Below are 23,527 nucleotides of genomic sequence, written 5' to 3'. Positions count from 1 at the left end.
ATACTATTGACATTATATTTTGAAATTATCCAATTTATTGTTCAACTCTTCTACTAATTTTTTTAATTCTTCTGCTTTTTCATTTACATTGCTTATTTCTTCGCTTTCTATCTGGATATCTCTTGTTATTTCGGATATTTCTTCAGAAATTTGATTTACCATTTGTGAAGTTTTTTCAGCTGCTGCCGCCATCTCTTCTGTTGAAGCACTTTGCTCTTCAGCACTTGAGGTTAACCCTTCGACTCGTTTATTTATATTTTCTATTTTTTCAAGGATTACTCCAAATTTTTCTTTTACATCATTAGCCTGATTTTCAACTTCATTTATTACTTCTACAGTTTCCTCTGTAGCTTTATTTGCCTGAATCGTACCATTTTTTATTTCTGTTAAGATTTTAGCAATTTCTTCTGTTGCATTTTTACTTTCTTCTGCTAATTTTCTTATTTCATCTGCAACTACAGCAAATCCTTTCCCGGCTTCTCCAGCCCTTGCCGCCTCTATTGCTGCATTTAATGCAAGTAAATTGGTCTGTTCTGTAATTGTTGTTATTGTATCAACAATTTCACCAATATTTTCAGCTTTTTCTGATAAGGTTTCAACTGCTTTTTCTGTTTCAGTTGATTTTTCTACTGCTTTTTGTATTATTTCATTAATTTGAATTATTGATTTTTCACCTTTTTCAGTTATTTCTGTAGCTTCATTTACTTCTTTTGATATTTCTGATGTATCGCTTGAAACCTTTTGAGCAGCAATTGAAACTTCATTTACACCTGTAGTTAGCATTTCTGTATATGATGCTGCATTTTCAGCATTTTCTTCTATATCCATGGCTTTTGATAATGATTCTTCATTTGCTCGCATTGTTTTGTTTGATATTTCCGTTAGTGTTTCTGCTGAATTTTCAATCTTATCTCCTGCTATTAGTATCCATTTTATTGTATCTTTAAGATTATTTGCCATATTTTGCAATGATTTTGCTATTAATGCTGTTTCATCTTTACTTTTTACTTTAAAATCTACTGTAAAGTCGCCAAGTGCAAATTTATCAACTTTTTTACTCAATTCAATTAGTGGACTTGATATTTTTTGTGAAAAGAATATTGATATGACTATTGAAATTATTAATATAATTACAGAGGTTATAGATAATATATTTCTGATTTTAACTGAATCTTCATAAGCCTCTTTTAATGAAACTTCTGCCACAAATATCCAGTTTATATCTTTAAAATTAAACAATGAATAGGCTACAATCACATCTTCATTGTTTATGTTTTTAGAAATCTCCCATCCAGAATTTCCTTTTAAAGCTTCTACAATATAGTCTGTATCAACTTTTTGTTTTAATAATGTATTTTTGTCTGGCAAATTACTTCTCATTATTTTATCTTTACCTACTATGTATGTAATTCCAGTTTTCCCCATTCCACTTCTATCCATAAAGATTTTTTCAAAATTTTCCACATTTAATCTAATTATTAAATAACCTATGTTTTGATTGTCATATATTAATTTCTTACCGGCAAAAAAAGCATATTTGCTGTCGCCTATATTATATTCTTCGATATCTGAAAAATGAACTTTATTTTCTTTATCTTCACTTAAAATTTTATATATCTTCGCCAAACTGGTATTTTTTAATTTTGACGAATTAATACTTTCTGCAAAATCATCGTTTTTCTTAACGGAATATAGTACGTATCCATCTGAAGATATGTAATAAATATCATAATATAAATTTTTAGTATTTATCAATTTTCTCAACAATGGATTTATTTTCTCATGAACTGAATTATATTGATATACTTCATCTAAAACATCTGAGGATATTTTATTTTGATCAAAATTGTCATCATAAAAGAAATTGTCAAGTTTTTCTTTTTCTTTATAAGGATTATTCTCATAATATATAAGTTTTAAATCTTTTAATAATGTATCAAAGTCATCTAAGCTTTTATAAAAATCTTCTTCGTCATAAAATCCTTTTAAATTTTCAACTATAGCATTCATATCGCTAAAGTAATCTAAATCATTTGAAACTTCCATCAATGTCTTTTGTAACAACATTATTTTTGAGTCCCGGGCTACTATTAATTTATTAACAAAACTCTTTTTTAAGGAATCCTGAGATTGCGTTAAACTTATCATAAAAAATATCAGAAATGATATAAACAACAAAGAAAATGTCAAAATCAATATTTTGGATTTTATTTTCATATTATCTCCCCCCAAAAATTTTTTTAATATTTTTTATTCAATAAATTCAAAGATGGCTTCATAAAATTTATCTTTGTATTTTGGTTCATTAAATACTTCATGTTTGGCATATTTATGTTTTTTTAAGTATAAGGTATTTATTTTTTGAGATAATTTTTCAAGCTCATTGATATTCACAATTTTATCTTCTTCACCATATTGAAGTAATACTGGAATATCCAATTTTTCAGCACTATTCAAGGCTTTTTCTGCTTCAGAAAAAAGTTGTTTGGCAGTTTTCATTGAAATTCTATTGTGTACTAACGGATCATTTATATATTTTTCAACTGCTTCTTCGCTATAACATAATGCTGATGGAGATATTCCGTTACTTATTGTTAAACTTCCAAAAATACCTACTGTTGATAATAAAATTTTATGAAAAGAATTATATAATTTCCCAACTGCAGGTGAAGATAATATTAATTTTTCTGGTTTTTTCTCTGAAACTTCTGCATATCTTAAAGATATAAGCCCTCCTAAGCTATGTCCAAATAATATAAATTTATCAGGTGTTATTTCTTCTATATATTCATAAATTTTATAAAAATCCTTTATATGCCCTCTTTTACCTTCGCTTAAACCATGACCCGGTAAATCAAATGTAATTACCTGAAAATTTCTTTCTAACAACATTTCTATAAATGGTTTATACCTTCCTGAATGTTCTCCAAGTCCATGTACAATAACAAATGTAGCTTTTGGCTTAGAATCCTTTATAAATCTCTTTAAATACATATTATCCCCCCTGAAATTAAACTAATTTATAAATTTTTGTTTTTCAATTTCTTTGAACATTTTTTTATTTGTTTCATACTTTCTCATTAATCTGAATATCTCCATTATTGCTTCTTCTTTAGTAAGGTTATTTAGCCAATTTCTTAAAATCCATGAATATTTTAATTCTTCTTTTGAGAATAATAATTCTTCTTTTCTTGTTCCTGAAAGCTTTATGTCTATAGACGGGAATATTCGTTTATTTGCTAATTCTCTTGATAGAATCAATTCCATATTTCCTGTTCCCTTAAATTCTTCAAATATTACCTCATCCATTTTTGAACCTGTTTCAACTAAGGCCGTTGCAATTATTGTTAAACTTCCGCCTTCTCTAATTCTTCTAGCTGCTCCAAAGAATTTTTTAGGAAAGGTTAATGCCGATGGATCAACACCACCGCTTAATAATTTTCCGCTTGGGGGAACATACAAATTATATGCTCTGGCCAATCTTGTTAATGAATCCATTAAGATTATTACATCATGTCCAAATTCAACGAGCCTTTTTGCCATATTTAATGTCATTTCTGCAACTTTTATTTGGTTTTGCGGATCCATATCAAAAGGTGCAGCTATTACTTCTGCATCAACCGTTTCTCTAATATCTGTTACTTCTTCAGGTCTCTCATCTATTAATAAAACTATCCTTTTGGTTTCCGGATTATTTTTAGCAATTGAATTAGCCATATCTTTTAATAATGTTGTTTTACCTGCCTTAGGTGGTGCAACAATTAATCCCCTTTGACCTTTACCAATTGGTGAAAAAATATCTATTATTCTGGAACTTAAAGGACCATTTTCATATTCTAATATCAATCGTTCATTTGGATAAACTGGTGTTAAATTCTCAAATGAAACCCTATCTTTTGCTGTTTCAGGATCCTGGTAGTTTACAGCTTCAACACGTAATAATGCAAAGAATTTTTCTCCTTCTTTTGGAGGCCTAACCTGACCTGCAACTACATCACCTGTAGAAAGGTTAAATCTTCTAATTTGCGATTGTGAAACATATACATCGTCATTCCCTGTAAGCAAAGAATTATGGGTATTTCTTAAAAATCCATATCCATCTGGAAGAATTTCAAGGATTCCTTCGTGGAAGAAATATCCGAAAGATTCCGTTTGTTTGCTCAAAATTTTAAACTTTAATTCGTGATCTGTAAGAGTGGAATAATTTTCAATTCCGTATTTTCTTGCAAGATTGTATAATTGTCTCCGGCTCATTTGATTAAGTTTCCCCATATCTATTTCGACAGGGATAATTTCATCTTTTTGCTTTGATGCCTCTTTATTGTTTTCACTCATTTTCACACCTCTTTTGAAAGATTTTTGAAGTTTCTACCGAAGCTTCGATGGAGAGTTTTGAAAGAATATAACATTTAATTATATCATAATAAAACATTTTATTTTCAAAAATATAAATAATTTCCTTAGTTATTATAACATACTATAAAGATATAAAGGGCTTATAGATAAATAGCCCTTTATATTGATTATTTTATTGAATTGAGTATTATTATACTTATAACTGCTGTAAATATTGAAATTACTATATATTTAGTCAATGTTTTTTTAGTTCTATCAATTTTTATATTTATTTTCTTAGTTTGAATACCTTCTCCATTAAAAATAGTTAATGGTAAATTATATAACCCATCTTTTAATTCTTTCAAATTTATATATATAACATTTTTTCCTGGATTAATTTGTTTTATTATATTTAAAAATCCTATTTTCAAACTCGCTTTAGTATTGGAATACAGGATTATTTCTAAATCATCATTATACCAGTCATTATTTGGAGATATTTCTTTTGTATATTTATGAATAATCACTCTTGGCTGAATTTCTTTCTCAAAAGATATTTGAATGTTTTCTTTATTAAAATAGAACTCATATTCTTTTTCATGATATATTATTTTATTTTTACCAGAAGGAACTATAAATTTTTGTTCAGGAGAATATACTCTAATCTTTTCCCCGTCTATTATAACTTCTTCTGGATATTTACTTAATAAAAAAGTAACTGTGGAGATAATAGAATCTTCTATATATTTTATTTTTACTGTGTTTTCATAACTGGTTCCAGTACTTCCAATAGTAATTAAAAAACTAAAATTTATCTTTGTATATGCGAATAAAGAAATACTTAATAAAAGTATACATAATAATACTATTAATTTTCTCACTATAATCGCCTCACTTTGACCACCTTTCGGATACTGCAATATCCACTTTTAGAGGCACATCTAACTTAACAGCATTTTCCATAGTTTCCTTTACAATTAAACTAACTTCTTCAATCCTATCTTCAGGTAATTCTATTACAATTTCATCATGAACCTGAAGAATCATCTTAGCATATTCTGGCAAAACTTTATCTAATTTTATCATTGCCAATTTCATAATATCTGACGCTGTTCCTTGAATTGGAGTATTTACTGCAATTCTTCTTAAATCATTTTTGTTAAGATTCAACTTACTTAAAAATCTTTTTCTTCCAAATAATGTTTCGACATATCCATTTTTATTTAAATTGGATAATATTTCTTTCTGATATTTTTCTACATTTTTATATAGCTCAAAATACTTTTTTATGAATATTCCTGCTTCTTCTATAGAAATCCCTGTTCTTTCAGCTAAACCATATGAGGAAACACCATATATTATAGAAAAGTTTATCATTTTTCCAATTTGCCTCATTTTATTATCAACATTTTCTTCAGGAACATCAAACAATTTCGCTGCTGTAATTTTATGAATATCAAGGTTTTTATTGAATGAATCTATTAAAATTGGATCCTGACTCATATGAGCTAAAACACGTAATTCTATTTGAGAGTAATCCGCACTCATTAAAACATAATTTTCTTTTTCAGCTTTGACAGCTTTTCTTATCTTTTCCCCTTCCACTTCTCTAATTGGTAGATTTTGTAGATTTGGATCACTGCTGCTTAATCTTCCCGTGGCTGCCCCTGTTTGATTAAATGATGTATGAACTCTTCCCGTTACTGGATTTACTAATTTTGGTATTGCTTGAATATATGTTGATAAAAGCTTTTGGTATTTTCTATATTCTAATATAAGCTTAATTACAGGATGTTCATTTTTCAACTCTTCCAGAACCTGTGCATTTGTTGAATATTGACCGCCTTTTGTTTTCTTTTTCGGCTTTATTCCAAGTTTTTCAAATAACAATTCACGGATTTGTTTTGGAGAATTTGGATTAACACTATATCCTGCAATTTCCTGAATTTCATTTAAAATATTTTTGGTAATATTTTTATACTCTTTTTCAAGCTCTTTCAAATATGGAATATCAAAGAAAACTCCATTTAATTCCATTTTGGCTAGAACAGGAATTAGGGGATTTTCTATTTCTTCCATTACCTTTTCAAGTTGAAATTCATAGATTCGAGGTTTTAATACATAAAAAAGACGTAAAGTTATATCTGCATCTTCACCTGAATATTCCGCAACCTTTTCAGGATCTACATCTTTTAATGTATTGGCAAATAAGGTATCTTTTTTTACTATATCATCATATTTTATTGTTTCATAATCGAGATATTTTTTAGCTAAATCATCCATATTGAATCGTCGAGAATCTGGAGAAACAAGATATGCAGCAATCATTGTATCAAAATAAGGATTCTTTATCTCAAACCCATTAACCTTCATTATTGATAAATCGTATTTAAGATTTTGTCCAATTAAATCTTTTTCTTTGAGAATTAACCATATTTTTTTTAATATTTCAAGTTTTTCTTTTTTTTCAAGTTTTGATATATCGATGTAATACCCTGTCCCTGGTTCTGTAGATAAAGCTATACCAAGAATTTCTGCACGATACGGATCTACTGCGGTTGTCTCTAAATCAAATGATACAGGATTTGCATCCTTTATTTTCGATATTATTTCATCGATTTTATCAGGACTTATTAAATGATATTTTCCCTTTTTAGATAGATCTTCAAATTCCGGGATTTCAGGTGAGACTATTACTTTTTTTTCTTCCTTTAATCCTAATTCTCTAATTATTGATTTAAATTCAAATTCATTTAATAATTTCTCAAGTTCCTCTGTATAACCCCTATATATATAATCTTCCCAATTTATATCCAACTCAACATCTGTAATTAATTGAACCAATTTTTTACTTAAAAATGCCATATCTTTTCCTTCTGTTAATTTTTTCTGTATGGATTTAGTTGTATTTCTAACATTTTTATATATTTCTTCAAGAGTCCCATACTCTTTTATAAGCTTTGTAGCCGTTTTTTCTCCAATTCCTTTTACACCAGGAATATTATCCGCAGTGTCTCCAGTTAATGCAAGAAAATCTTGAATTTTTTTAGGTTCAAATCCATATCTCTCTTTAACTTTTTCTATATCATATTCTATTAAATCGGTAATACCTCTGCCAATTCTTAACATTTTTATTTTCTCATCTATTAACTGCATTAAATCTTTATCGGAAGAAAGAATATAAATATTTTTAAATTTTTCCTTTCCTTTTAAAGCCAATGTTGCTATAACATCATCTGCCTCAACACCTTCTTCAGCAATTGTCTTTATTCCAAGTGCATTAACCATTTCAAGTATATAAGGTATTTGTTCTTTGAATATTTTAGGTGTTTCAGGTCTGTTAGCTTTATACTGTTCTAATAATTTGTGCCTATAGGTTACAGTTTTTTTATCCATTACGAAAATAACTGCATCTTCATTTGTTTTTATATATTTTTTTAAGATTTTTATAAGCATTTTGGTAACACCATAGATTGCCTTAGTTGGAATTCCTGTTGATGTTTGCAATTCCTGATCCAATGCAAAAAATGCTCTATATGCTACTCCGCTTCCATCTATAAGATATAAATTACTCATATTTTCTTTATTCCCCTCTTACATATTTTTTTGTTCCATCTGGTAATTTAAATTTCACAACAACACCTTTAGCAGGTTTTTCTTCACCTCTATATATTTTATGCACATTTTGAGGAGTTACTCCATATTGAGCTCCTTCACTGCTAATATGTACATCAAAAGGATGTTCAGAATATACGAATACTGTAATTTCAACTTCTTTCATAATAACACCTCCAAATTTTTTTTAAAATGTTTTTTCTGAATCTAATAACAAAGTTACTGGGCCGTCGTTTATTAACTCAACTTCCATTTCTGCTTGAAAAATCCCTCTTTCAACCTTTGTATTATAATTGTCTTCAATATATTTCATAAACTTCTCATAATATTCATTAGCTTTATCGGGTTTCGCTGCATTTGAATACGAAGGTCTTCTGCCTTTTCTACAATCTCCATATAATGTAAATTGAGATACAACAAGTATTTCTCCCTTTATATCAAGCAAGGACAAATTCATCTTATCATTTTCATCTTCAAAAATCCTTAAATTCATTATTTTATCTGCTAACCACTTTATATCGTTTTCTGTATCGTTATGCCCTACTCCAAGTAGAACTAAAATTCCCTTTCCAATTTTTCCAACTATTTCATTTTCAACTACCACAGAAGCTTTTTTTACTCTTTGCAATACAGCTCTCAACTTTAACTCCTCCTTACACTATATACTCCCTTTATATTTTTTATTGCCGTTAAAACTCTCATTAGATGTTGTACATCTTTTACAGCTAATCGCATCTTTAGATCTATTCTATCAGTTTTTCTTGTGGTTTCATACATTTCTATATTAGCTTTTTCATTTTTTATTTTTCTTCTTATATCATCAAGAACAGATTTGTTTTCCATTTCTATTAAAAGATGTGTAACGAATTTTGTATTTTCTGCATCTTCTGTTACCCAACTAACTTTTATTACTCTATTTGGTGGAACTTCACGTATATTCATACAATTTCTTCTATGAATACCTATACCTCTTCTACTAACAATACCTATAATGTCATCACCAAGAACAGGATTACAACATTTTGCAAAATAAACATCTATACCTTCCTGACCATCTACTATAACTCCTACTCCTTTTCGCTTATAGGTAATGTGATGTACTTCTTCTTTCTTTTCTTCTATTTTTGGTTCTTCTTTCTTCTCAAATAATTTGTATATCTCCCTTGGGTTTAAATCTCCAAAACCAAGACGAATATATAATTCTTCTTCATTTTTTATCTTGTGTTTTTCACAAAAAATCTCATTATTTCTTATTTCGTGAATTAGATTATCTATGGACATATCAAGGTCTTTAGCAATTTCACGAATCTTGTCTCTTCCTTTTTCTTCAAGATTCTTTTCATTTTTTAATCTGTAATATCTTTTTATTTTATGCTTTGTTCTTGAAGATTTTGCATATTTCAACCAATCTATACTTGGACCAGAAGAGTTTCTGTTAACTATTATTTCTACAATATCTCCATTTTGAAGCTCATAACTTATAGGAACTATTCTTCCATTAACCTTTGCACCGGCAAAATGATTTCCAACGTTAGTATGAATGGCGTATGCAAAATCAATTGGAGTTGCGCCATATGGCAAATGCAAAATCTCACCTTTTGGTGTAAATACAAAAACTTCATGCGCCTGAAGTTCCTCTTCTATTTCACTCATATTAAATGCAGATTGGGCTATTTCTTTATGTAAATCCATTAATCTTTTTACGAAATACATTTTTTTAGCGTCTACACCCTGTTTGTATGCCCAATGTGCTGCAAGACCATATTCACTTTCTTCATGCATTTCCCAATCTCTAATTTGAATTTCAAGCGTTTCACCTTTATTTGTAATAACAGTAGTGTGAATTGACCTATAACCATTTGATTTTGGAACGGCTATATAATCTTTTATTCTTCCGGGCACAGGTCTCCAAACAGAATGAACAACACCTAAAGCTGCATAACATGCTGTAGGAGACTCCGTTATAATTCTTAAAGCAATAAAATCATAAATATCTTCAAAACTTTTGTTTTTTCTTAGCATTTTTTCCCATATACTATATAGATGTTTTGTTCTTCCTTGCAACGTAGCTTTTATATTGTGTTTTTCTAATTGTTCTTTTATTGTTGTTTTATATTCTTCCATCCTGTCATGAACATTTGATACACGTTCTTCCAACTTTCTTTTTAAATCTTCATAGGCTTCTGGATACAGATATTTAAAAGATAAATCCTCTAATTCTGCTTTTATTTTATGAATACCAAGTCTATGGGCAATCGGGGCATAAATTTTTAATGTTTCTTGAGACTTTATCACCTGTTTTTTATATGGAACATACTGTAAAGTTCTCATATTATGTAGTCTATCTGCTAATTTAACAATAATAACCCTTATATCATTTGACATTGCTAACAACATTTTCCTGATAGTCTCTATTTTCTCAAGCGATTTCATATCTACTTTATTTAATTTTTCATTTAATTTTAAATTACTAATTTTGGTAACTCCATCAACTATTCTACTTATTTCCGGTCCAAATTCATTGGTAATCTTTTCAATAGGAACATCACAATCTTCAACAACATCATGCAATAAGGCAGAAGCTATACTTTCAACATCCATCTTCAATTCAGCAAGAATTTTAGATACAGCTTTAGGATGTTCGAAAAAAGGCTCCCCAGAAGCTCTCATCTGACCATTATGAGCTTCCTTAGCAAGATAATATGCTTTCCTCAATATTTCGATTGATTCATCAGGTAGTTTTTTTTCAAGAATATTCTCTATTTCAGTAATATATTCCCTGAATTCCTGTTCCATTTATCCACTCCCTTTCATATGTAAATTATATCATACAATAGATTGTATTACAAAAAATATGCTATAATATAATGTGATTTGATTTTTATTAAAAAGTTCAAAGGAGGAAAAAGAATGAAATTAGAAAATAAAATATGTGTAGTAACTGGTGCAAACAGAGGTATTGGCAAAAAAATAAGTGAAGTTTTTGTAAGCGAAGGAGCTACCGTTTTGGGGTTTGCAAGAAACCTGGATGCTTTGAAAAAAGTAGAAGAAGAATTAAATGAAAAAGGGCCTGGAAAGTTCATCGGATACAAAGTCGATGTTTCAAATAGTGATGAAATTAATAATACAGTTAAGACAATTGCTAAAGAATTTAAAAGAATTGATGTTCTTGTCAATAATGCAGGTGTAACTAAAGATATGTTGTTATTATTAATGAAGGAAGAAGATTTTGATTTTGTTATCAATGTAAACTTAAAAGGTGTATTTCTTGTTACCAAAGCGGTTGCAAAAGTTATGAGAAAACAAAAAGAAGGATCTATAATAAATATTTCCAGTGTTGTTGGGCTTGAAGGTAATATTGGACAAACCAATTATTCTGCAAGTAAAGCAGGAGTTATTGGAATGACAAAAACATGGGCAAAAGAATTGACAATGAAAGGAGAACAAATTAGAGTAAATGCTGTGGCTCCAGGATTTATCGAAACAGATATGACTAAAGAATTAAATGAAGACTTTAAAAAAGCTGCTCTTGAAAGAATATTATTAAAAAGAATGGGAAGCGCAGAAGAAGTCGCAAAAGTCGTTTTATTCCTTGCATCAGATGATTCATCATATATTACAGGACAGGTTATACGAGTTGATGGAGGTATTGCACTGTAATGGCATATGTTCCTTCTTACATAAAACTTTATGAATCAGGCGAATTACAAAAGAGACGAGATATTTTATATGAAAAACTTTTTTCATGTAATTTATGTCCAAAGCAATGTCAAATAAATCGACATAAGCATGTTGGTGTATGTGGTGTAAGTAATAAGATTAAAGTTTCTGAATTTGTACTTTACAAAGGAGAAGAACCTCCTTTGGTTGGAGATACTGGTGCAGGAGGCGTTTTCTTTAGTAATTGTGTAATGAAATGTGTTTATTGTCAGAATTTTAATTTTTCTCAAAAAGGCTTTGGTAAAGAATTTAACGTTGAAGAATTGGCAGAAAAATTTCTCTGGTTACAAAACGAAAAAAAGGTTAAAAATATAGATTTAGTTACCGCCACGCCCTATCTCCCGTTTATTTTTGACGCATTAATCATCGCTATTGAAAATGGATTAAATATTCCTTTATTATGGAACACTTCGTCTTATGAAACAGTTGAAACTTTAAAATTTTTAGACGGCGTTATAGATATTTACCTTGCAGATATTAGATATACAACTGAATATGCTGCTAATCGATATTCTAAAACTCCAGATTACTGGAAATTTGCACAAGATGCTGTAAAAGAAATGTATAGACAAGTTGGAAGTAATTATATCTTTGAAAATAACCTTTTAAAAAGAGGATTGATTATAAGAATACTTGTATTACCTAATAACATTGATGAGGCACAGGGGGCTCTTAAATTTGTTGCAAAACTGGATAAAAATATATTGGTTAGTTTGATGGATCAATATGTTCCTGTATATAAAACCAAAGAATACCCGGAAATAAATCGTATATTAAAATACTCAGAATATAACAAAGTTATTGATACAATGGTTGAATTGGATTTGGACGGATGGATTCAGGAACATAAATTGTTAGAGGGGGAATTGTGACATGACTAATGCAGAGATGATTATGAGTATTTTAGAAGATATTCAAGAAGCAGTTATTTTAATTAATGATAAAGAAGAAATTATATTTTTAAATAATTCTGCTGCTAAAATACTCAGTGTTCCAAAAGAAAAGGTATTACATACAAAGGTTACTGATAGTATAACTGATACAAGACTTCATATCGTTTTAAAAACTGGCATTCCAGAACTTGATAGAATACAGAATCTCGGTAAAAAGATTATTGTTACCTCAAGATTTCCAATAAGAGATGAAAATGGGGAAATCATTGGTGCTGCAGCAGTATTTAGAGATGTAACGAGTATTCAAAAATTAGCTGAAGAAGTTACAAATTTAAGGGAATTAGATTCTTTGTTACGAGCCATAATTGATTCTACATATGATGCAATTTCTGTTGCCGATGAAGAAGGTAGAATTGTAATGGTTAATAAAGCTTATACAAAAGTAACTGGTCTTTCAGCAAAAGAAGTTATTGGAAAATTGGCTACTTACGATATTGCTGAAGGGCAGGAAAGTATGCATATTAAATGTTCAAGAGAACAAAAACCTATATTAAATGTTAGAACTAAGCTTGCTACTAATAAGAAAGAAGTTATAATAAACGTTAATCCAATTTTTGTAAAAGGAGAATTTAAAGGTAGCGTTGGTGTTATTCATGATATTTCAGAAATTGAAAGATTATTGAGAGAATTAGAAGCAACTAAGAGATTATTAAAAAAGGAAGAAGCAAGATATACCTTTGAAGATATTGTTAGCGAATCAGAAATAATGAAAAATGTAGTTACTCAAGCTAAAAAGGCTGCAAATACAAAAGTTAATGTATTATTAAACGGAGAACCAGGCGTTGGCAAAGAAATATTAGCTCAAGCTATACATAATTTCAGCGAAAGAAGAAATTATTCATTTGTTGCAACTAATCTATTATTATATGATGAAAAGAAACAATTAGAAATATTTTTCGGAAATGAAAATAACTTTTTTGAAAAGGCACACAAGGGAACTTTGTTTATAGATAATACACATTTAATGGGTCCAGATGTTCAGGAATTATTTTTCGAATTTTTAAATACTGGAAAGGTTATTTTTAACGATAAAGAGATTAAATCTGATGTAAGAATTATATTTGCTACACCGGAAAATTTAAAAGAGCTTATGTCACTTGGAAAATTTTCAAGAAGATTATACTACAAAATCTCTGTAGTGACTATTGACGTACCTCCTCTTAGAGAAAGAAAAGAAGATATTCCAAAAATGGCAAAACAGATTTTGCATATTTTAAATCAAAAACATGAAAAAGTTGTTTATGGATTGTCAGAAGATGCCGTTAATATTTTAAAAAGTTATGATTGGCCTGGAAATATTAGAGAACTTGAAAATGTGCTTGATAGAGCTTTAATGAATATGACACAAACTGAAACCATGATAACCTCCATGCATCTACCAGAATTAAAAAATGAAGACCTTGAAAAGAAATTAGATGGCACTTTAAAAGAGTTACTCTCAGAATATGAAAAATATATTATAATAGAAACATTAAAAAGTTGTCAGGGAAATAAAACAGCTGCGGCTAAAAAATTGGGTTTAACCGTGAGAAATTTATATTATAAACTTGAAAAACTCGGAATAAAGTAGTTGATTTAAATGAGGTTTAGATTTAATCTTGAAAGACTTAAAAATTTAAGAGAAAGACTTGAAGAAGATGCAAAAAGAATATTCCTTGAAGCAACTGCCAATCGAATAAAGGCAGAAGAAGATTTGATTGCTATAAATGAAAAAATAAAAAATGAAAACGAAAAATTCATAAAAATGCTTTCAGAGAAAACTTTAACTATTCAAGAGGTAATACAATGGAGAAGTTATTTAGAAGCACTTGAAGAAGAAAAAATAAAATTAGGAGAAATTTACAGACAAAAAGTTGCACTTGAAGAAGAAAAAAGACAGATTTATTTAGAAAAAAGAAAAGATAGGATAATCCTCGAAAAACTGAAAGAAAGGAAATTTGAAGAATTTAAGGTTGAATTTCAAAGGGAAGAAAATAGAATGATGGACGAAATAGGAATTCAAATGTTTTATAGAAACAGAGAAAAATAAATTTAAGTAAATTTTATGTTTTCTTCTATATAACTTAATAATATTTGTGGTATAATTATTCACGGTTAAGGCAACGTAGCCAAGGGGTCTAAGGCGGCGGTCTGCAAAATCGCTATTCGTGGGTTCAAATCCCACCGTTGCCTCCATTCTATACCCTGCAACATGAGATTGTATGTCGAAGGTATAGGCCGGTTTGAAAATCCCCCGTTAATTCGGGGGATTTTGTTTTATATAAAGCCTTTTAGACTTTTGTTACGTCAAAAAATCTTCTTCATCTCTTCACATTGAGCTAAGTCATCCGGTGTAACAAATTCTGGATCAGGTTCTATTATTATACCTGTGTCTTTAAACATTCTTGCGACAAGCTCACTACATATCATTTTTTTAGGATCACTGTATGGAAGTTGTTTTTCAAAGTATCTTTCCAAAGGTTCAAATCCCAAACTGAGAATTTCAGGAAGTCCATTAAGGATCAAAGATGCGAAGTCATACGGCATATTAAAATATTTGGCCACATTTTTTCTTATTACTTTCCTTTTTTCTTCATCCATTTTTCCATGTCTGTATATATCGAATTTACTCAGAACTTCGAGAGGATACTTTACTAAATGCACACCATTGAACCATGCTGCAAGGACATATCCATTTCCTACATATAACTCTGAATGAATGTATTCATGTTTTTCGATTTTTGCTACGAAATCAGCAAAATCTTTCCCGAGAAATTTTTTTAAGAATGTGTAAGCTCCTGGAGCATTTTCTTTTTTCAGAAGTAATACATCTCCTGTTTTAAGTTCGATCATTTCTTAACACCTTCTTTTTTCAGTCTAAAAAACCACGACTTTTTATTATCAATATAATATTCCTCAATTATCATATATCCATCGTATTTCATGGCCAAATAAGTTAGTGCCTCGTCTTTGTTTTCTAAAGGCACAATTACATCTATTATTTCTTGATCCGACATATTCTGATATTCCTGCAGCACCTCCTGACGTTGTGGTTGATAAGGATAAACAAAAGCCAGGCTAACAGCTAAGACACTTGCTATTATAACTATCCATAATTTCCAATCACTTAAGTTCATTACTTTCATCTCCTTTCTCTAAATTCATATAAAAGACCATGCTTTCAATTATTGTGTCTATTATTCCATCAGAAACGTTAATGTGTAAATCTTTCAGCATGTTTTTAGCAACAGTTTTTGCATATTGCTTTTTTTGATTTCCGTGTAAGTCTTCAATTTTTGATACTTGCTCTACATATTCCACGGCATGTTTTATTACCTTCCTTATAGTTTTAACTTCGCTTTCAAGTTTTTTGGATTTCAATAACGAATTTACAAGGATATACACAATGCCAACAGCTACATACACAATAGTTTTTAATAAAACTTCTTCCACAATAACACCTCCCGAAAAGTTTTCTATAAAAGGATTACACGCGCTAAAATTCGAAGATATTAGCGCTGTTTTTATACTTTTATGATTGTTTATATATAAATAAAAAAAATAACACCCTTAGAGAGTGTTATGTGTTTTAAGAAAGTATTTCGGTTTGTTTTCTTGAATATTACTCAATAATTTTGAAGAATGTATGCTTCACTCCTTCAAATTTTGCAGCTTCAACCTTAAAAATTGTACTCGGTTTTTTCCCTGTTAAATTGAAAAAGAACAGATCACGATATACTGGACTTGATCTTAATTCAATAAATGCTCTATCCACAGCTTTGATACTTTCTTCCATTGCATCTCTTGACACATTGTTTATAACTATTTTCCTATTGTATCCAAGAAAATCTTTTTCCAAAGGATTGAATTTATATTTTTTTTGATGTAACCATCTATTCCAACCAACACAAGCAACAAGGAATTTTTCAAATGTGCTACAATTCTCACACTCTCCCATAACTGCAATAGCAAGCTTTGCTCTATAATCTTCCCAATCCATATTCTCAACCTCCAAAGAACTTTCCAATTAAAAAGCCTATAATTCCTGTTCCTAATGCACTACCTATTGCACCTAATAACCATTTTCCAGCTCTTCGTTCAAGGGCTTCATTCACTTTTTTTGAGATTAAACCATTATGAAGTTCTTCATTTAGTTTATCTATTTTTTGAGTGAGATTTTCGATTTCTTCTTTAAGTTGAAGCAAAATAACATTATGCTCAACGTTTTTTAATTTTAAATCCCCAATTTCTTTTTCATAGTCCATGTTTTCACCTCGCCAAAACTTCAACTTTATGATTTTTTTCTGTATAAAGACGTATTCTAAATATTCCTCTTGCTGTTGGTGCAAGTAATTTCTGCACCGCATATTTTTCATCATTCCATGCTGGAACAGTTACACCCACCACGTCTTTTTTTCGTATCTTTTTGTTCTTGGAATCATACTCAAAAATGGAAAACTTATGCATTTCTGGAATATGTGTATGACCAGCTAAATAAATATCAATGCCAGTAATAACATCAAAAAAATATCTATGCTGTCTCATGCTTCTTTCTGGAAATCTTCCACCGCTTGAACCATGATGACAGGCTATTTTGTAGTTTATTCTATTCTTGCTTCCCCTAAGTTTTTTTCCTTTTTGTTTTAAATTAATATCAACAACCATAAGATCATCGCTATATGGAATACCTTTTTCTTCACAGAGTAATGCAATTGGATCAACTCCGACTTTGCGCCAGGTTCTACGTTCGTGATTTCCACCAACAACTCCCAAAATCCTTTCCCTAAAAGCATTAAATAATGCATTTACTTGTTGGATAGTTTCATGTGGGTTATCTCTTTGTGAATACACATCACCCAAAGAATTTGCAATAGCATTGTCAATTAAATCACCAAGAAAAATTATTTTTGCATCATTCTCTTGATCTAATGCTTTAATTATTTTGTTAAAATCTGAAGTTTCACTTCCTAAATGTAAATCTCCTATTGGCAAAATGTCAATATAATCTGTTTCAAATTCGTATGTTGCTACTTCCAAAATTCCACCTCCAAACATGAACAATAAAAAAAGAACCCCGAAGGGTTCTTTAGGATTAATTTATTTGAGTTTGTCTTTAATTTCTTCTTCAACCATATTACTTTTCAATACACCATTAATAATTTTCTCTAAAATTTCTTTAGATATTGGTTCTACAGGAATTATATTTAGTCTGTTTATTACATCATCAGGTGTATATTTCATTATACTCCAACACTGAAAAGCTGTTTCTTCTTTCAACCATTTGTGCGAATTGGGTGGGATCACTACTAAACTATCATCTGGTTCATTAAAAGCTTTTTTTCTTTTTTTGGCTTTCTCAACTCGTGACGTAGCTACAACTGTTAATACATCATCAAAAATAGGATTATTTATCACAACGTGATAATGCCTTTCTCCACCCGCAATATTACTATCTTTTATCCATAAAACACTTCCTTTTTTTATTTTTACTTTTTTGTAATATTCTTGGATTATTTTAACTGTATTCCAATCCGTCATAAGTTTAAAATCCCCATTTCTTCTGCGTAATCTTTAGCAACTTCTAAAATTTCTTCGTCTATTTCAAATGGATCTTTTTCAAAACCATATTTTTTTAATCTTTTAATTTTTTCTTTTGAAGGATTTTCGAAAAAATCTATCATATTCATTTTTTCTGATTTTTTTATTTTTTGGTTAATAAGTTCTTCATATTTACTCCATTCAGGATAAATATGAGATATATCTGCTAATTCAAACTCATCAAACTTTCCGAAAGTATTCCAAGAAAACTCGAAGGCTTCAATATCTGTTTTTGAAAAAACTTTAGAGTTAATTTTATTTTCATTTTTCAAACTTATATCATATATTTTATTTAGTTTATCTTTTTTTATATCTATAATTTCATGGAAATATGCAATATTTTCCTCATCATCAAAAGGATAATCTTGTGTTTTTATTAAATCGTATACATTTGATTGAACAGGGCCGAATCTCATAGCTACATATTTATCCCAAAAAATTGGACGACCATATTTTCTGATATGGTATCTTTCAGCAAAATATAATAATTTTATGGCTTTCATATAATTTAATTTGTTTCCATTTTTTTGGGCAAACCAAGCTATGGCTTGAACGGCTTTTTTATAATCAAAACGCACTTTATCACCCCCTCAGTATACTTATCAGGTATTAATTGTATTATTATTATACTACTTTTTTATAAAAAAATGAAGTGGGTTCCTTTACAACTGAGGGGATCAGAAAGTTTTTTAATGATAAATTAGTAAATTTTTGAAACTTTCAATGGTTTTCCAAATAGTGGTCTTTTTTGCCAGAAATTTTTGATAATTCTATTAGTTACAGCATAAATTTTAATTCCATCAGGTTCAGTTGTCGCATCCCATACCCAGATGTTTCCCACTTTATCAAGTTTATCAAATATAGCAACATGGTCAATTTTTCCATCATTATCAGTATCAAAAAATATAAGGTCTCCTTTTTCTATCTGAGCAAAAGATATTTTTTTGACATTATACCAATAAAGATTATTGGCAGAAACATCTTTAACAAGGGAGCTTTTATATTTAAACCATTTTACACCTATTTTATTGTATAAATAAATTATTAATCCTGAACAATCAAAACCGGTTTTAATAGATTGGCCTCCTAATTTATAAGGAGTTCCTTTTAAATGCGGCAATATATTAAACCAAACTTTTTTTTCCTCATCTGATATATTTCTTTGTTCCCATTTTGTAGGAGGAATAAGTTCAACATATAAATTATGAAACACCAAAATACTAATCGCTGTTAAAAAAAGAATCAAAGTAAATTTTTCACTCATTTTTTTTAACCACCTTTATTCCAGTATTTTTAATAGCATTTCTTAGCTGATTTTCATTATTTTCAATAATTCTTTTTAAAGCTTTTATATAGTTGCTTTCAATATGAGAATTATTTGATATGTCTATTATACTATGAACTATTAAGTATAATAAATCATCGGCTTTTATTTTGGAATCTTGTATAATTTCGTTTTTGGGCGGATTAAGTATTAATTTATATTTCATACAATAACCTCCTTATATTCAATTAAAGGATCATCAATAGTTATAAACCATTTTTTTTGTTCATCTTTTATTATATCTATTTCTATCGTATTATTTGATGCAGGAAGTGTTATTTTTTTGCCTGAATTTAATTTATTTCCAATTACTAATTGTACTTTTTTTATACTTAGATTACCGACAAAACTTATTTTTAAATTTCCCTTTTCTTTATTATAAGATATTTTAGCTTTCATTTTAGGTATAAGTTCATTGTTAAATACACAATAATCGTGAATATTAGGGATGTTATGAGGTATTATTAAAAAATTTAAATTTTCTGGGTAACTTAAATCTTTGATATGCATAATGTCATCGAAAGCATATATAATTCTACCCTCGTTATTATATAATATAATCACTAAATCCCAGCCTCCTTTAAAACATAGTATCTAACATACTTTCCAGATGAATAAAAATTTCTTATTCGAATATAATTATTATATGTCCATGCCCAGATTCCCCACTCATGGGAACCCCAATTTTCCCAATATACATATAGTGGCCACTGTGAAACTGTATTAGATTCTCCATCTATATTTGAACCTTGAGCATATAAAAGTAAAGCAGGTCTATAACCTAAAGAAGGAAAATATATAGTAACAGTTTGACCACCATTTACATAAACAGTCCCTGTTTGATGAATTTTAAACATATTACTTTTACCATCAATTACAACAGTTCCAGAGTCATTTTTTAATTGAAAAGCTCCAGAAGTTATATATATTCCATCTCCGCCATTAGGTAAAGTCCCTCTTCCTATTTTTACTGCACCATTATTAACATCTATAATATCATTATTTAAATCAAATTTCGTTTTTCCTGAATTTCCTTTCAACACCCCAGCAGTTAATGTTCCTACATTTGCTGTAAGCGCTGAAAGTTCATTTACGCTTATATGATTTGCATAAACTTTATCTGCTGCTAACAAATCCGCAACTATACTATTTTTTGGAGCATTATCAGGTGTTAGTGTAATTGTAGGCGCAAGGTTTACTTCATCATAACCCACTGGCGTGATTTGATTAATTTCATCTACAAGAGAGTTAGTGAAATAAGCAATTGCTCCAGCTGGAACGCTAAAAGCAGGTTGCATAATTAATTTATCTGCGGTTATAGTTCCAGCTGCTATTCTGTCTGCATCTAAATATCCTGTTTTTATTTTACTTGCGTCTATACTTGCTATTTTAGCGTCATCTACAGCCAAATCTGCTATTTTCGCATTTGTTATTGCTGCATCTTTTATTTTAGCTTCTGCAATACTTGCATCTTTTATATGTGCTTCTTGAATTACACCTGTTGCGATATTTGCGGCGTTGGTTATGATTTTGTTTGCTCCTATATGTTCTGCTAAAATACTTTCTGCTAATATATTGTCAGCTTTGATTTTTACCATTTTATCAAGGTTAGAATATTCATAACCTTCTGGCACAAGTTGTTTTATTTCATCAACAAGTGAATTAGCCCAATATGCGATTGCTCCTTGTGGAAGAGAAATAGCTTTATATCCTAAACTTATATTTAAGTTTTCAATATCGTTTTGAGCGTCTTCCAAAATAGCACTTTCTAAATCTTCATCATAAACCTTTGCAGTTGTTGCTGAAACACTTGCACTCCAATTACTTATATTACCACTTTGATCTATAGCTCTAATTCTGAAATAATATGTTGTATTAGATGCTCCGGAATATGTAAAACTTGTTGTATTAAATTTTATGTTTTCTACATTTTGTGTAAATTCGCTATCAGTTGCTACTTGTAATTCATATTCTTTGAAATCTTCTTCTGAGTTTGCATTCCATGAAACCTGTATTTTTTGAAATAATCCTGTGGCTGTTAATCCTGTTGGAACTGCAGGAGGAGTTTCATCTTTTGCACTTGTTATACTTTTTACTGAACTCCAGTTTGATTTCTTCCCCTCTGCATCTAAAGCTCGAACTTTTGCATATATTGTTTTATTTCCAGTTACTTCGATTTTTATTAGAGTATCCGAAATAATTTGGTTATCCCAATGAATTCCATCATAGCCCCATGCAAATTCATAACCTATTAAATCGCTTTCTGTGTTTGCATCCCACGATGCTTTTATAAAACTTAATCCGTTCTCGTTTATTGTTGTTAATGATAGATTTAACGGAGTTGCAGGAGCTTTTCCGTCTAAATAGCTTGTTCTATTATCAATTGTATTAGTTTGCGTTTGAAGTGTTTGCACTTGCCCTTGAATTTCTTCGATTTGTGTTTGTTCAAAAGGTTTTACTACTGCATCCGACTTTATAGATTTGGTTATTATTTTATTATTAATATCAAAAGCTATATTTTTCCATTCTGTTATATCGATTACTGTTTCAAACTTTGATGAAGTAAGTTTATGATTAACTTTGTTGATAATGAATATACCATTTGCTATTCCTTTTGGTGCAAGAGAAACATTTATCAGATTTCCAGCGTAAATATCTGGATAAAATTCATTTATTCTAAGGTTAAAGTGTATTTCTTTTTCTGAGTTAGAATATGCAACATCAGCAACATTTGAAAGCATACTTTGATTTGAATAATAAGATTTGATTTTTAATTCTGAATCAGGTTCATTAGTTGTATTTGGAAGCACAACATTGTCTAAACTTATTTTCTTTATAGTTCTTCCTTTAAATCCAACATAATCAATTCTATAATCAACACTACTTGAAAGATTTGTAATTTTTAAAACTAGTTTTTCCGGATATGCTGTTAATTCATCAACCCTTATTAATCCGTTGTCATCTCCTTGCTGAAAACTTCCTTTATCTTCAACTATAGTATCTCCTTCATATACTGTTAAAGTTACATATGTATCAAAATCTTTTCCATAGTCACTTGTGTATTCGAGTTCAAATGTAGCCTGTTTTCCAGCTGAAATTATTGCATTATCTCCCTGGAGTTTCGTATCTATAAGTAATTCTGTGTTTGTAGCTCCAATTTCATAACCTTCACTCTCAACAACAATTCTATTATATTTTTTATCTTTAGTTAATTCATAATTTGCAAAATTATTTTCATCAATATTTAGGGCTGTAGCTGGTTCGGTAAAGTTTTCAATTCGAGTTCTATACTTTACTTTTCCTTCTGGACTTACTGATAATCTTCCCTGAGTTGCATTCACAATTTCTTGAATAACCTGCCAATAAGTTTTATCTTGCCCTGCAATAAATACATCAAATGTCGTTGTTAATGATTGCAAATCGTGATAACTGCTATCTATTCCTGCTCTTGTTAATAAGTCTGCTATTATTTCATTTGGTTTCATTGCGGTGTATAATAACGGATATTCTAATTTCTTTTGAGAAGTTATCCATAATAAATCTTTTATTGCTATTTCTGCTTTTTTGTGTTTTTCTGCTATTCCTTGTTGTAATTTCCAGCCATAAAAAATAGGAACATCAATATAAGATGTTCCATTATCTACTCTAACAAGAATTTTAACTTCCCAAATTTTATTTAAATAATTATCATTAACAGTTCCATTTATTTTTCCATTTACAGGATCGAAAGTATCATTATATTGCGTTGGAGTGAATTCATTGTTTAAATTAGCTACTATGATTTTAGCTTCATCAAATGCTGGTTTGGAAAGAAGTTGAATTCTATTTGTTGTTGTAATTTTTTGAACATAATTACTCAAATCATACCAATTAGTTCCATCTATTTTTGCATAAAATAATATCTTTTTATATCTCGTTGGATCTCTAATATATTGCAAATAATTTTGATCTATGCTCAAAGGTTCGAACATTATTTTCACCTCGCTTTAAAAAGAAAAGA

24 protein-coding genes and 1 tRNA gene are annotated in these 23,527 nt (G+C 29.4%); 5 read left to right on the top strand and 20 right to left on the bottom strand.

Annotation, left to right across the window (positions count from 1 at the left end):
- Positions 1-12 precede the first annotated feature (12 nt).
- The 8 genes from XO11_RS00850 to XO11_RS00815 form a co-directional block, all read right to left on the bottom strand.
- Positions 13-2,217: a methyl-accepting chemotaxis protein gene (locus XO11_RS00850; RefSeq protein ID WP_175418006.1), complete on the bottom strand. Its 2,205-nt coding sequence runs from the start codon at positions 2,215-2,217 to the stop codon at positions 13-15.
- Between the two features lie 33 nt (positions 2,218-2,250).
- Positions 2,251-2,994, bottom strand: coding sequence for an alpha/beta hydrolase (locus tag XO11_RS00845; protein ID WP_014295626.1), 744 nt, complete (start codon positions 2,992-2,994; stop codon positions 2,251-2,253).
- A gap of 21 nt (positions 2,995-3,015) precedes the next feature.
- Positions 3,016-4,335 (bottom strand): transcription termination factor Rho, encoded by a 1,320-nt coding sequence (gene rho / locus XO11_RS00840; protein ID WP_014295625.1) that lies wholly within the window; start codon positions 4,333-4,335, stop codon positions 3,016-3,018.
- A 188-nt stretch (positions 4,336-4,523) separates the two neighbouring features.
- Entirely contained in the window at positions 4,524-5,219 is a 696-nt protein-coding gene (locus XO11_RS00835) for a hypothetical protein (RefSeq protein WP_014295624.1), read from the bottom strand.
- Between the two features lie 10 nt (positions 5,220-5,229).
- The gene (gene polA / locus XO11_RS00830) at positions 5,230-7,914 is read right to left on the bottom strand and encodes a DNA polymerase I (protein WP_175418005.1); all 2,685 of its coding nucleotides are present in this window, start codon (positions 7,912-7,914) and stop codon (positions 5,230-5,232) included.
- Positions 7,915-7,921: 7 nt separating this feature from the next.
- The gene (locus tag XO11_RS00825) at positions 7,922-8,119 is read right to left on the bottom strand and encodes a hypothetical protein (protein WP_075780096.1); all 198 of its coding nucleotides are present in this window, start codon (positions 8,117-8,119) and stop codon (positions 7,922-7,924) included.
- Positions 8,120-8,140: 21 nt separating this feature from the next.
- On the bottom strand, positions 8,141-8,593 hold the full coding sequence (dtd, locus tag XO11_RS00820) for a D-aminoacyl-tRNA deacylase (RefSeq protein WP_175418004.1): 453 nt from the start codon (positions 8,591-8,593) through the stop codon (positions 8,141-8,143).
- Between the two features lie 2 nt (positions 8,594-8,595).
- The gene (locus XO11_RS00815) at positions 8,596-10,749 is read right to left on the bottom strand and encodes a bifunctional (p)ppGpp synthetase/guanosine-3',5'-bis(diphosphate) 3'-pyrophosphohydrolase (protein ID WP_075780095.1); all 2,154 of its coding nucleotides are present in this window, start codon (positions 10,747-10,749) and stop codon (positions 8,596-8,598) included.
- Positions 10,750-10,863: 114 nt separating this feature from the next.
- On the opposite strand from XO11_RS00815, the gene fabG reads away from it, so the two are divergent.
- From fabG to XO11_RS00790, 5 genes are all read left to right on the top strand, one after another.
- Positions 10,864-11,613, top strand: a complete 750-nt coding sequence (gene fabG / locus XO11_RS00810) for a 3-oxoacyl-[acyl-carrier-protein] reductase (protein WP_014295619.1) — start codon at positions 10,864-10,866, stop codon at positions 11,611-11,613.
- Positions 11,613-12,545: a radical SAM protein gene (locus tag XO11_RS00805; protein WP_014295618.1), complete on the top strand. Its 933-nt coding sequence runs from the start codon at positions 11,613-11,615 to the stop codon at positions 12,543-12,545. The genes fabG and XO11_RS00805 overlap by 1 nt, the downstream gene beginning before the upstream one ends.
- A gap of 1 nt (position 12,546) precedes the next feature.
- The gene (locus tag XO11_RS00800) at positions 12,547-14,196 is read left to right on the top strand and encodes a sigma-54-dependent Fis family transcriptional regulator (RefSeq protein ID WP_014295617.1); all 1,650 of its coding nucleotides are present in this window, start codon (positions 12,547-12,549) and stop codon (positions 14,194-14,196) included.
- Between the two features lie 9 nt (positions 14,197-14,205).
- On the top strand, positions 14,206-14,655 hold the full coding sequence (fliJ, locus tag XO11_RS00795) for a flagellar export protein FliJ (protein ID WP_014295616.1): 450 nt from the start codon (positions 14,206-14,208) through the stop codon (positions 14,653-14,655).
- Between the two features lie 69 nt (positions 14,656-14,724).
- A tRNA-Cys gene (locus XO11_RS00790) sits at positions 14,725-14,801 on the top strand.
- A 111-nt stretch (positions 14,802-14,912) separates the two neighbouring features.
- On the opposite strand, the gene XO11_RS00785 is transcribed toward XO11_RS00790, so the two are convergent.
- The 12 genes from XO11_RS00785 to XO11_RS00730 form a co-directional block, all read right to left on the bottom strand.
- The gene (locus XO11_RS00785) at positions 14,913-15,458 is read right to left on the bottom strand and encodes a hypothetical protein (RefSeq protein ID WP_175418003.1); all 546 of its coding nucleotides are present in this window, start codon (positions 15,456-15,458) and stop codon (positions 14,913-14,915) included.
- Positions 15,455-15,742 carry a hypothetical protein gene (locus XO11_RS00780; protein WP_075780093.1) on the bottom strand — a complete coding sequence of 96 codons (288 nt, stop codon included), beginning with the start codon at positions 15,740-15,742 and terminating at the stop codon, positions 15,455-15,457. The genes XO11_RS00785 and XO11_RS00780 overlap by 4 nt, the downstream gene beginning before the upstream one ends.
- On the bottom strand, positions 15,729-16,058 hold the full coding sequence (locus XO11_RS00775) for a phage holin, LLH family (RefSeq protein WP_075780092.1): 330 nt from the start codon (positions 16,056-16,058) through the stop codon (positions 15,729-15,731). Before XO11_RS00775 ends, XO11_RS00780 begins: the two co-directional genes overlap by 14 nt.
- A 169-nt stretch (positions 16,059-16,227) precedes the next feature.
- Positions 16,228-16,605: a hypothetical protein gene (locus tag XO11_RS00770; RefSeq protein WP_175418002.1), complete on the bottom strand. Its 378-nt coding sequence runs from the start codon at positions 16,603-16,605 to the stop codon at positions 16,228-16,230.
- 4 nt (positions 16,606-16,609) lie between these two features.
- Complete coding sequence (locus XO11_RS00765; protein ID WP_014295863.1) at positions 16,610-16,870, bottom strand: hypothetical protein; 261 nt, start codon at positions 16,868-16,870, stop codon at positions 16,610-16,612.
- A gap of 4 nt (positions 16,871-16,874) precedes the next feature.
- A complete protein-coding gene (locus tag XO11_RS00760) occupies positions 16,875-17,642 on the bottom strand; it encodes a metallophosphoesterase (protein ID WP_175418001.1) in 768 nt (255 codons plus the stop codon).
- 60 nt (positions 17,643-17,702) lie between these two features.
- Positions 17,703-18,143 carry a hypothetical protein gene (locus XO11_RS00755; RefSeq protein WP_075780238.1) on the bottom strand — a complete coding sequence of 147 codons (441 nt, stop codon included), beginning with the start codon at positions 18,141-18,143 and terminating at the stop codon, positions 17,703-17,705.
- Positions 18,140-18,781 carry a Panacea domain-containing protein gene (locus XO11_RS00750; RefSeq protein ID WP_075780237.1) on the bottom strand — a complete coding sequence of 214 codons (642 nt, stop codon included), beginning with the start codon at positions 18,779-18,781 and terminating at the stop codon, positions 18,140-18,142. Before XO11_RS00750 ends, XO11_RS00755 begins: the two co-directional genes overlap by 4 nt.
- A 122-nt stretch (positions 18,782-18,903) precedes the next feature.
- Positions 18,904-19,467, bottom strand: coding sequence for a C40 family peptidase (locus tag XO11_RS00745; protein WP_075780236.1), 564 nt, complete (start codon positions 19,465-19,467; stop codon positions 18,904-18,906).
- Positions 19,460-19,693 (bottom strand): hypothetical protein, encoded by a 234-nt coding sequence (locus tag XO11_RS00740; RefSeq protein ID WP_075780235.1) that lies wholly within the window; start codon positions 19,691-19,693, stop codon positions 19,460-19,462. The genes XO11_RS00745 and XO11_RS00740 overlap by 8 nt, the downstream gene beginning before the upstream one ends.
- Positions 19,690-20,037, bottom strand: coding sequence for a hypothetical protein (locus XO11_RS00735; RefSeq protein WP_217671577.1), 348 nt, complete (start codon positions 20,035-20,037; stop codon positions 19,690-19,692). Before XO11_RS00735 ends, XO11_RS00740 begins: the two co-directional genes overlap by 4 nt.
- Before the next feature lie 53 nt (positions 20,038-20,090).
- The gene (locus XO11_RS00730) at positions 20,091-23,498 is read right to left on the bottom strand and encodes a hypothetical protein (RefSeq protein ID WP_175417926.1); all 3,408 of its coding nucleotides are present in this window, start codon (positions 23,496-23,498) and stop codon (positions 20,091-20,093) included.
- Between the last annotated feature and the right edge of the window lie 29 nt (positions 23,499-23,527).

The organism is Marinitoga sp. 1138 (assembly GCF_013363265.1).
In the GTDB taxonomy this organism is placed as follows: Bacteria; Thermotogota; Thermotogae; order Petrotogales; family Petrotogaceae; genus Marinitoga; species Marinitoga piezophila.
Note: the sequence above shows the minus strand (reverse complement) of the source record. Positions and strands in the feature narration are given on the sequence as shown.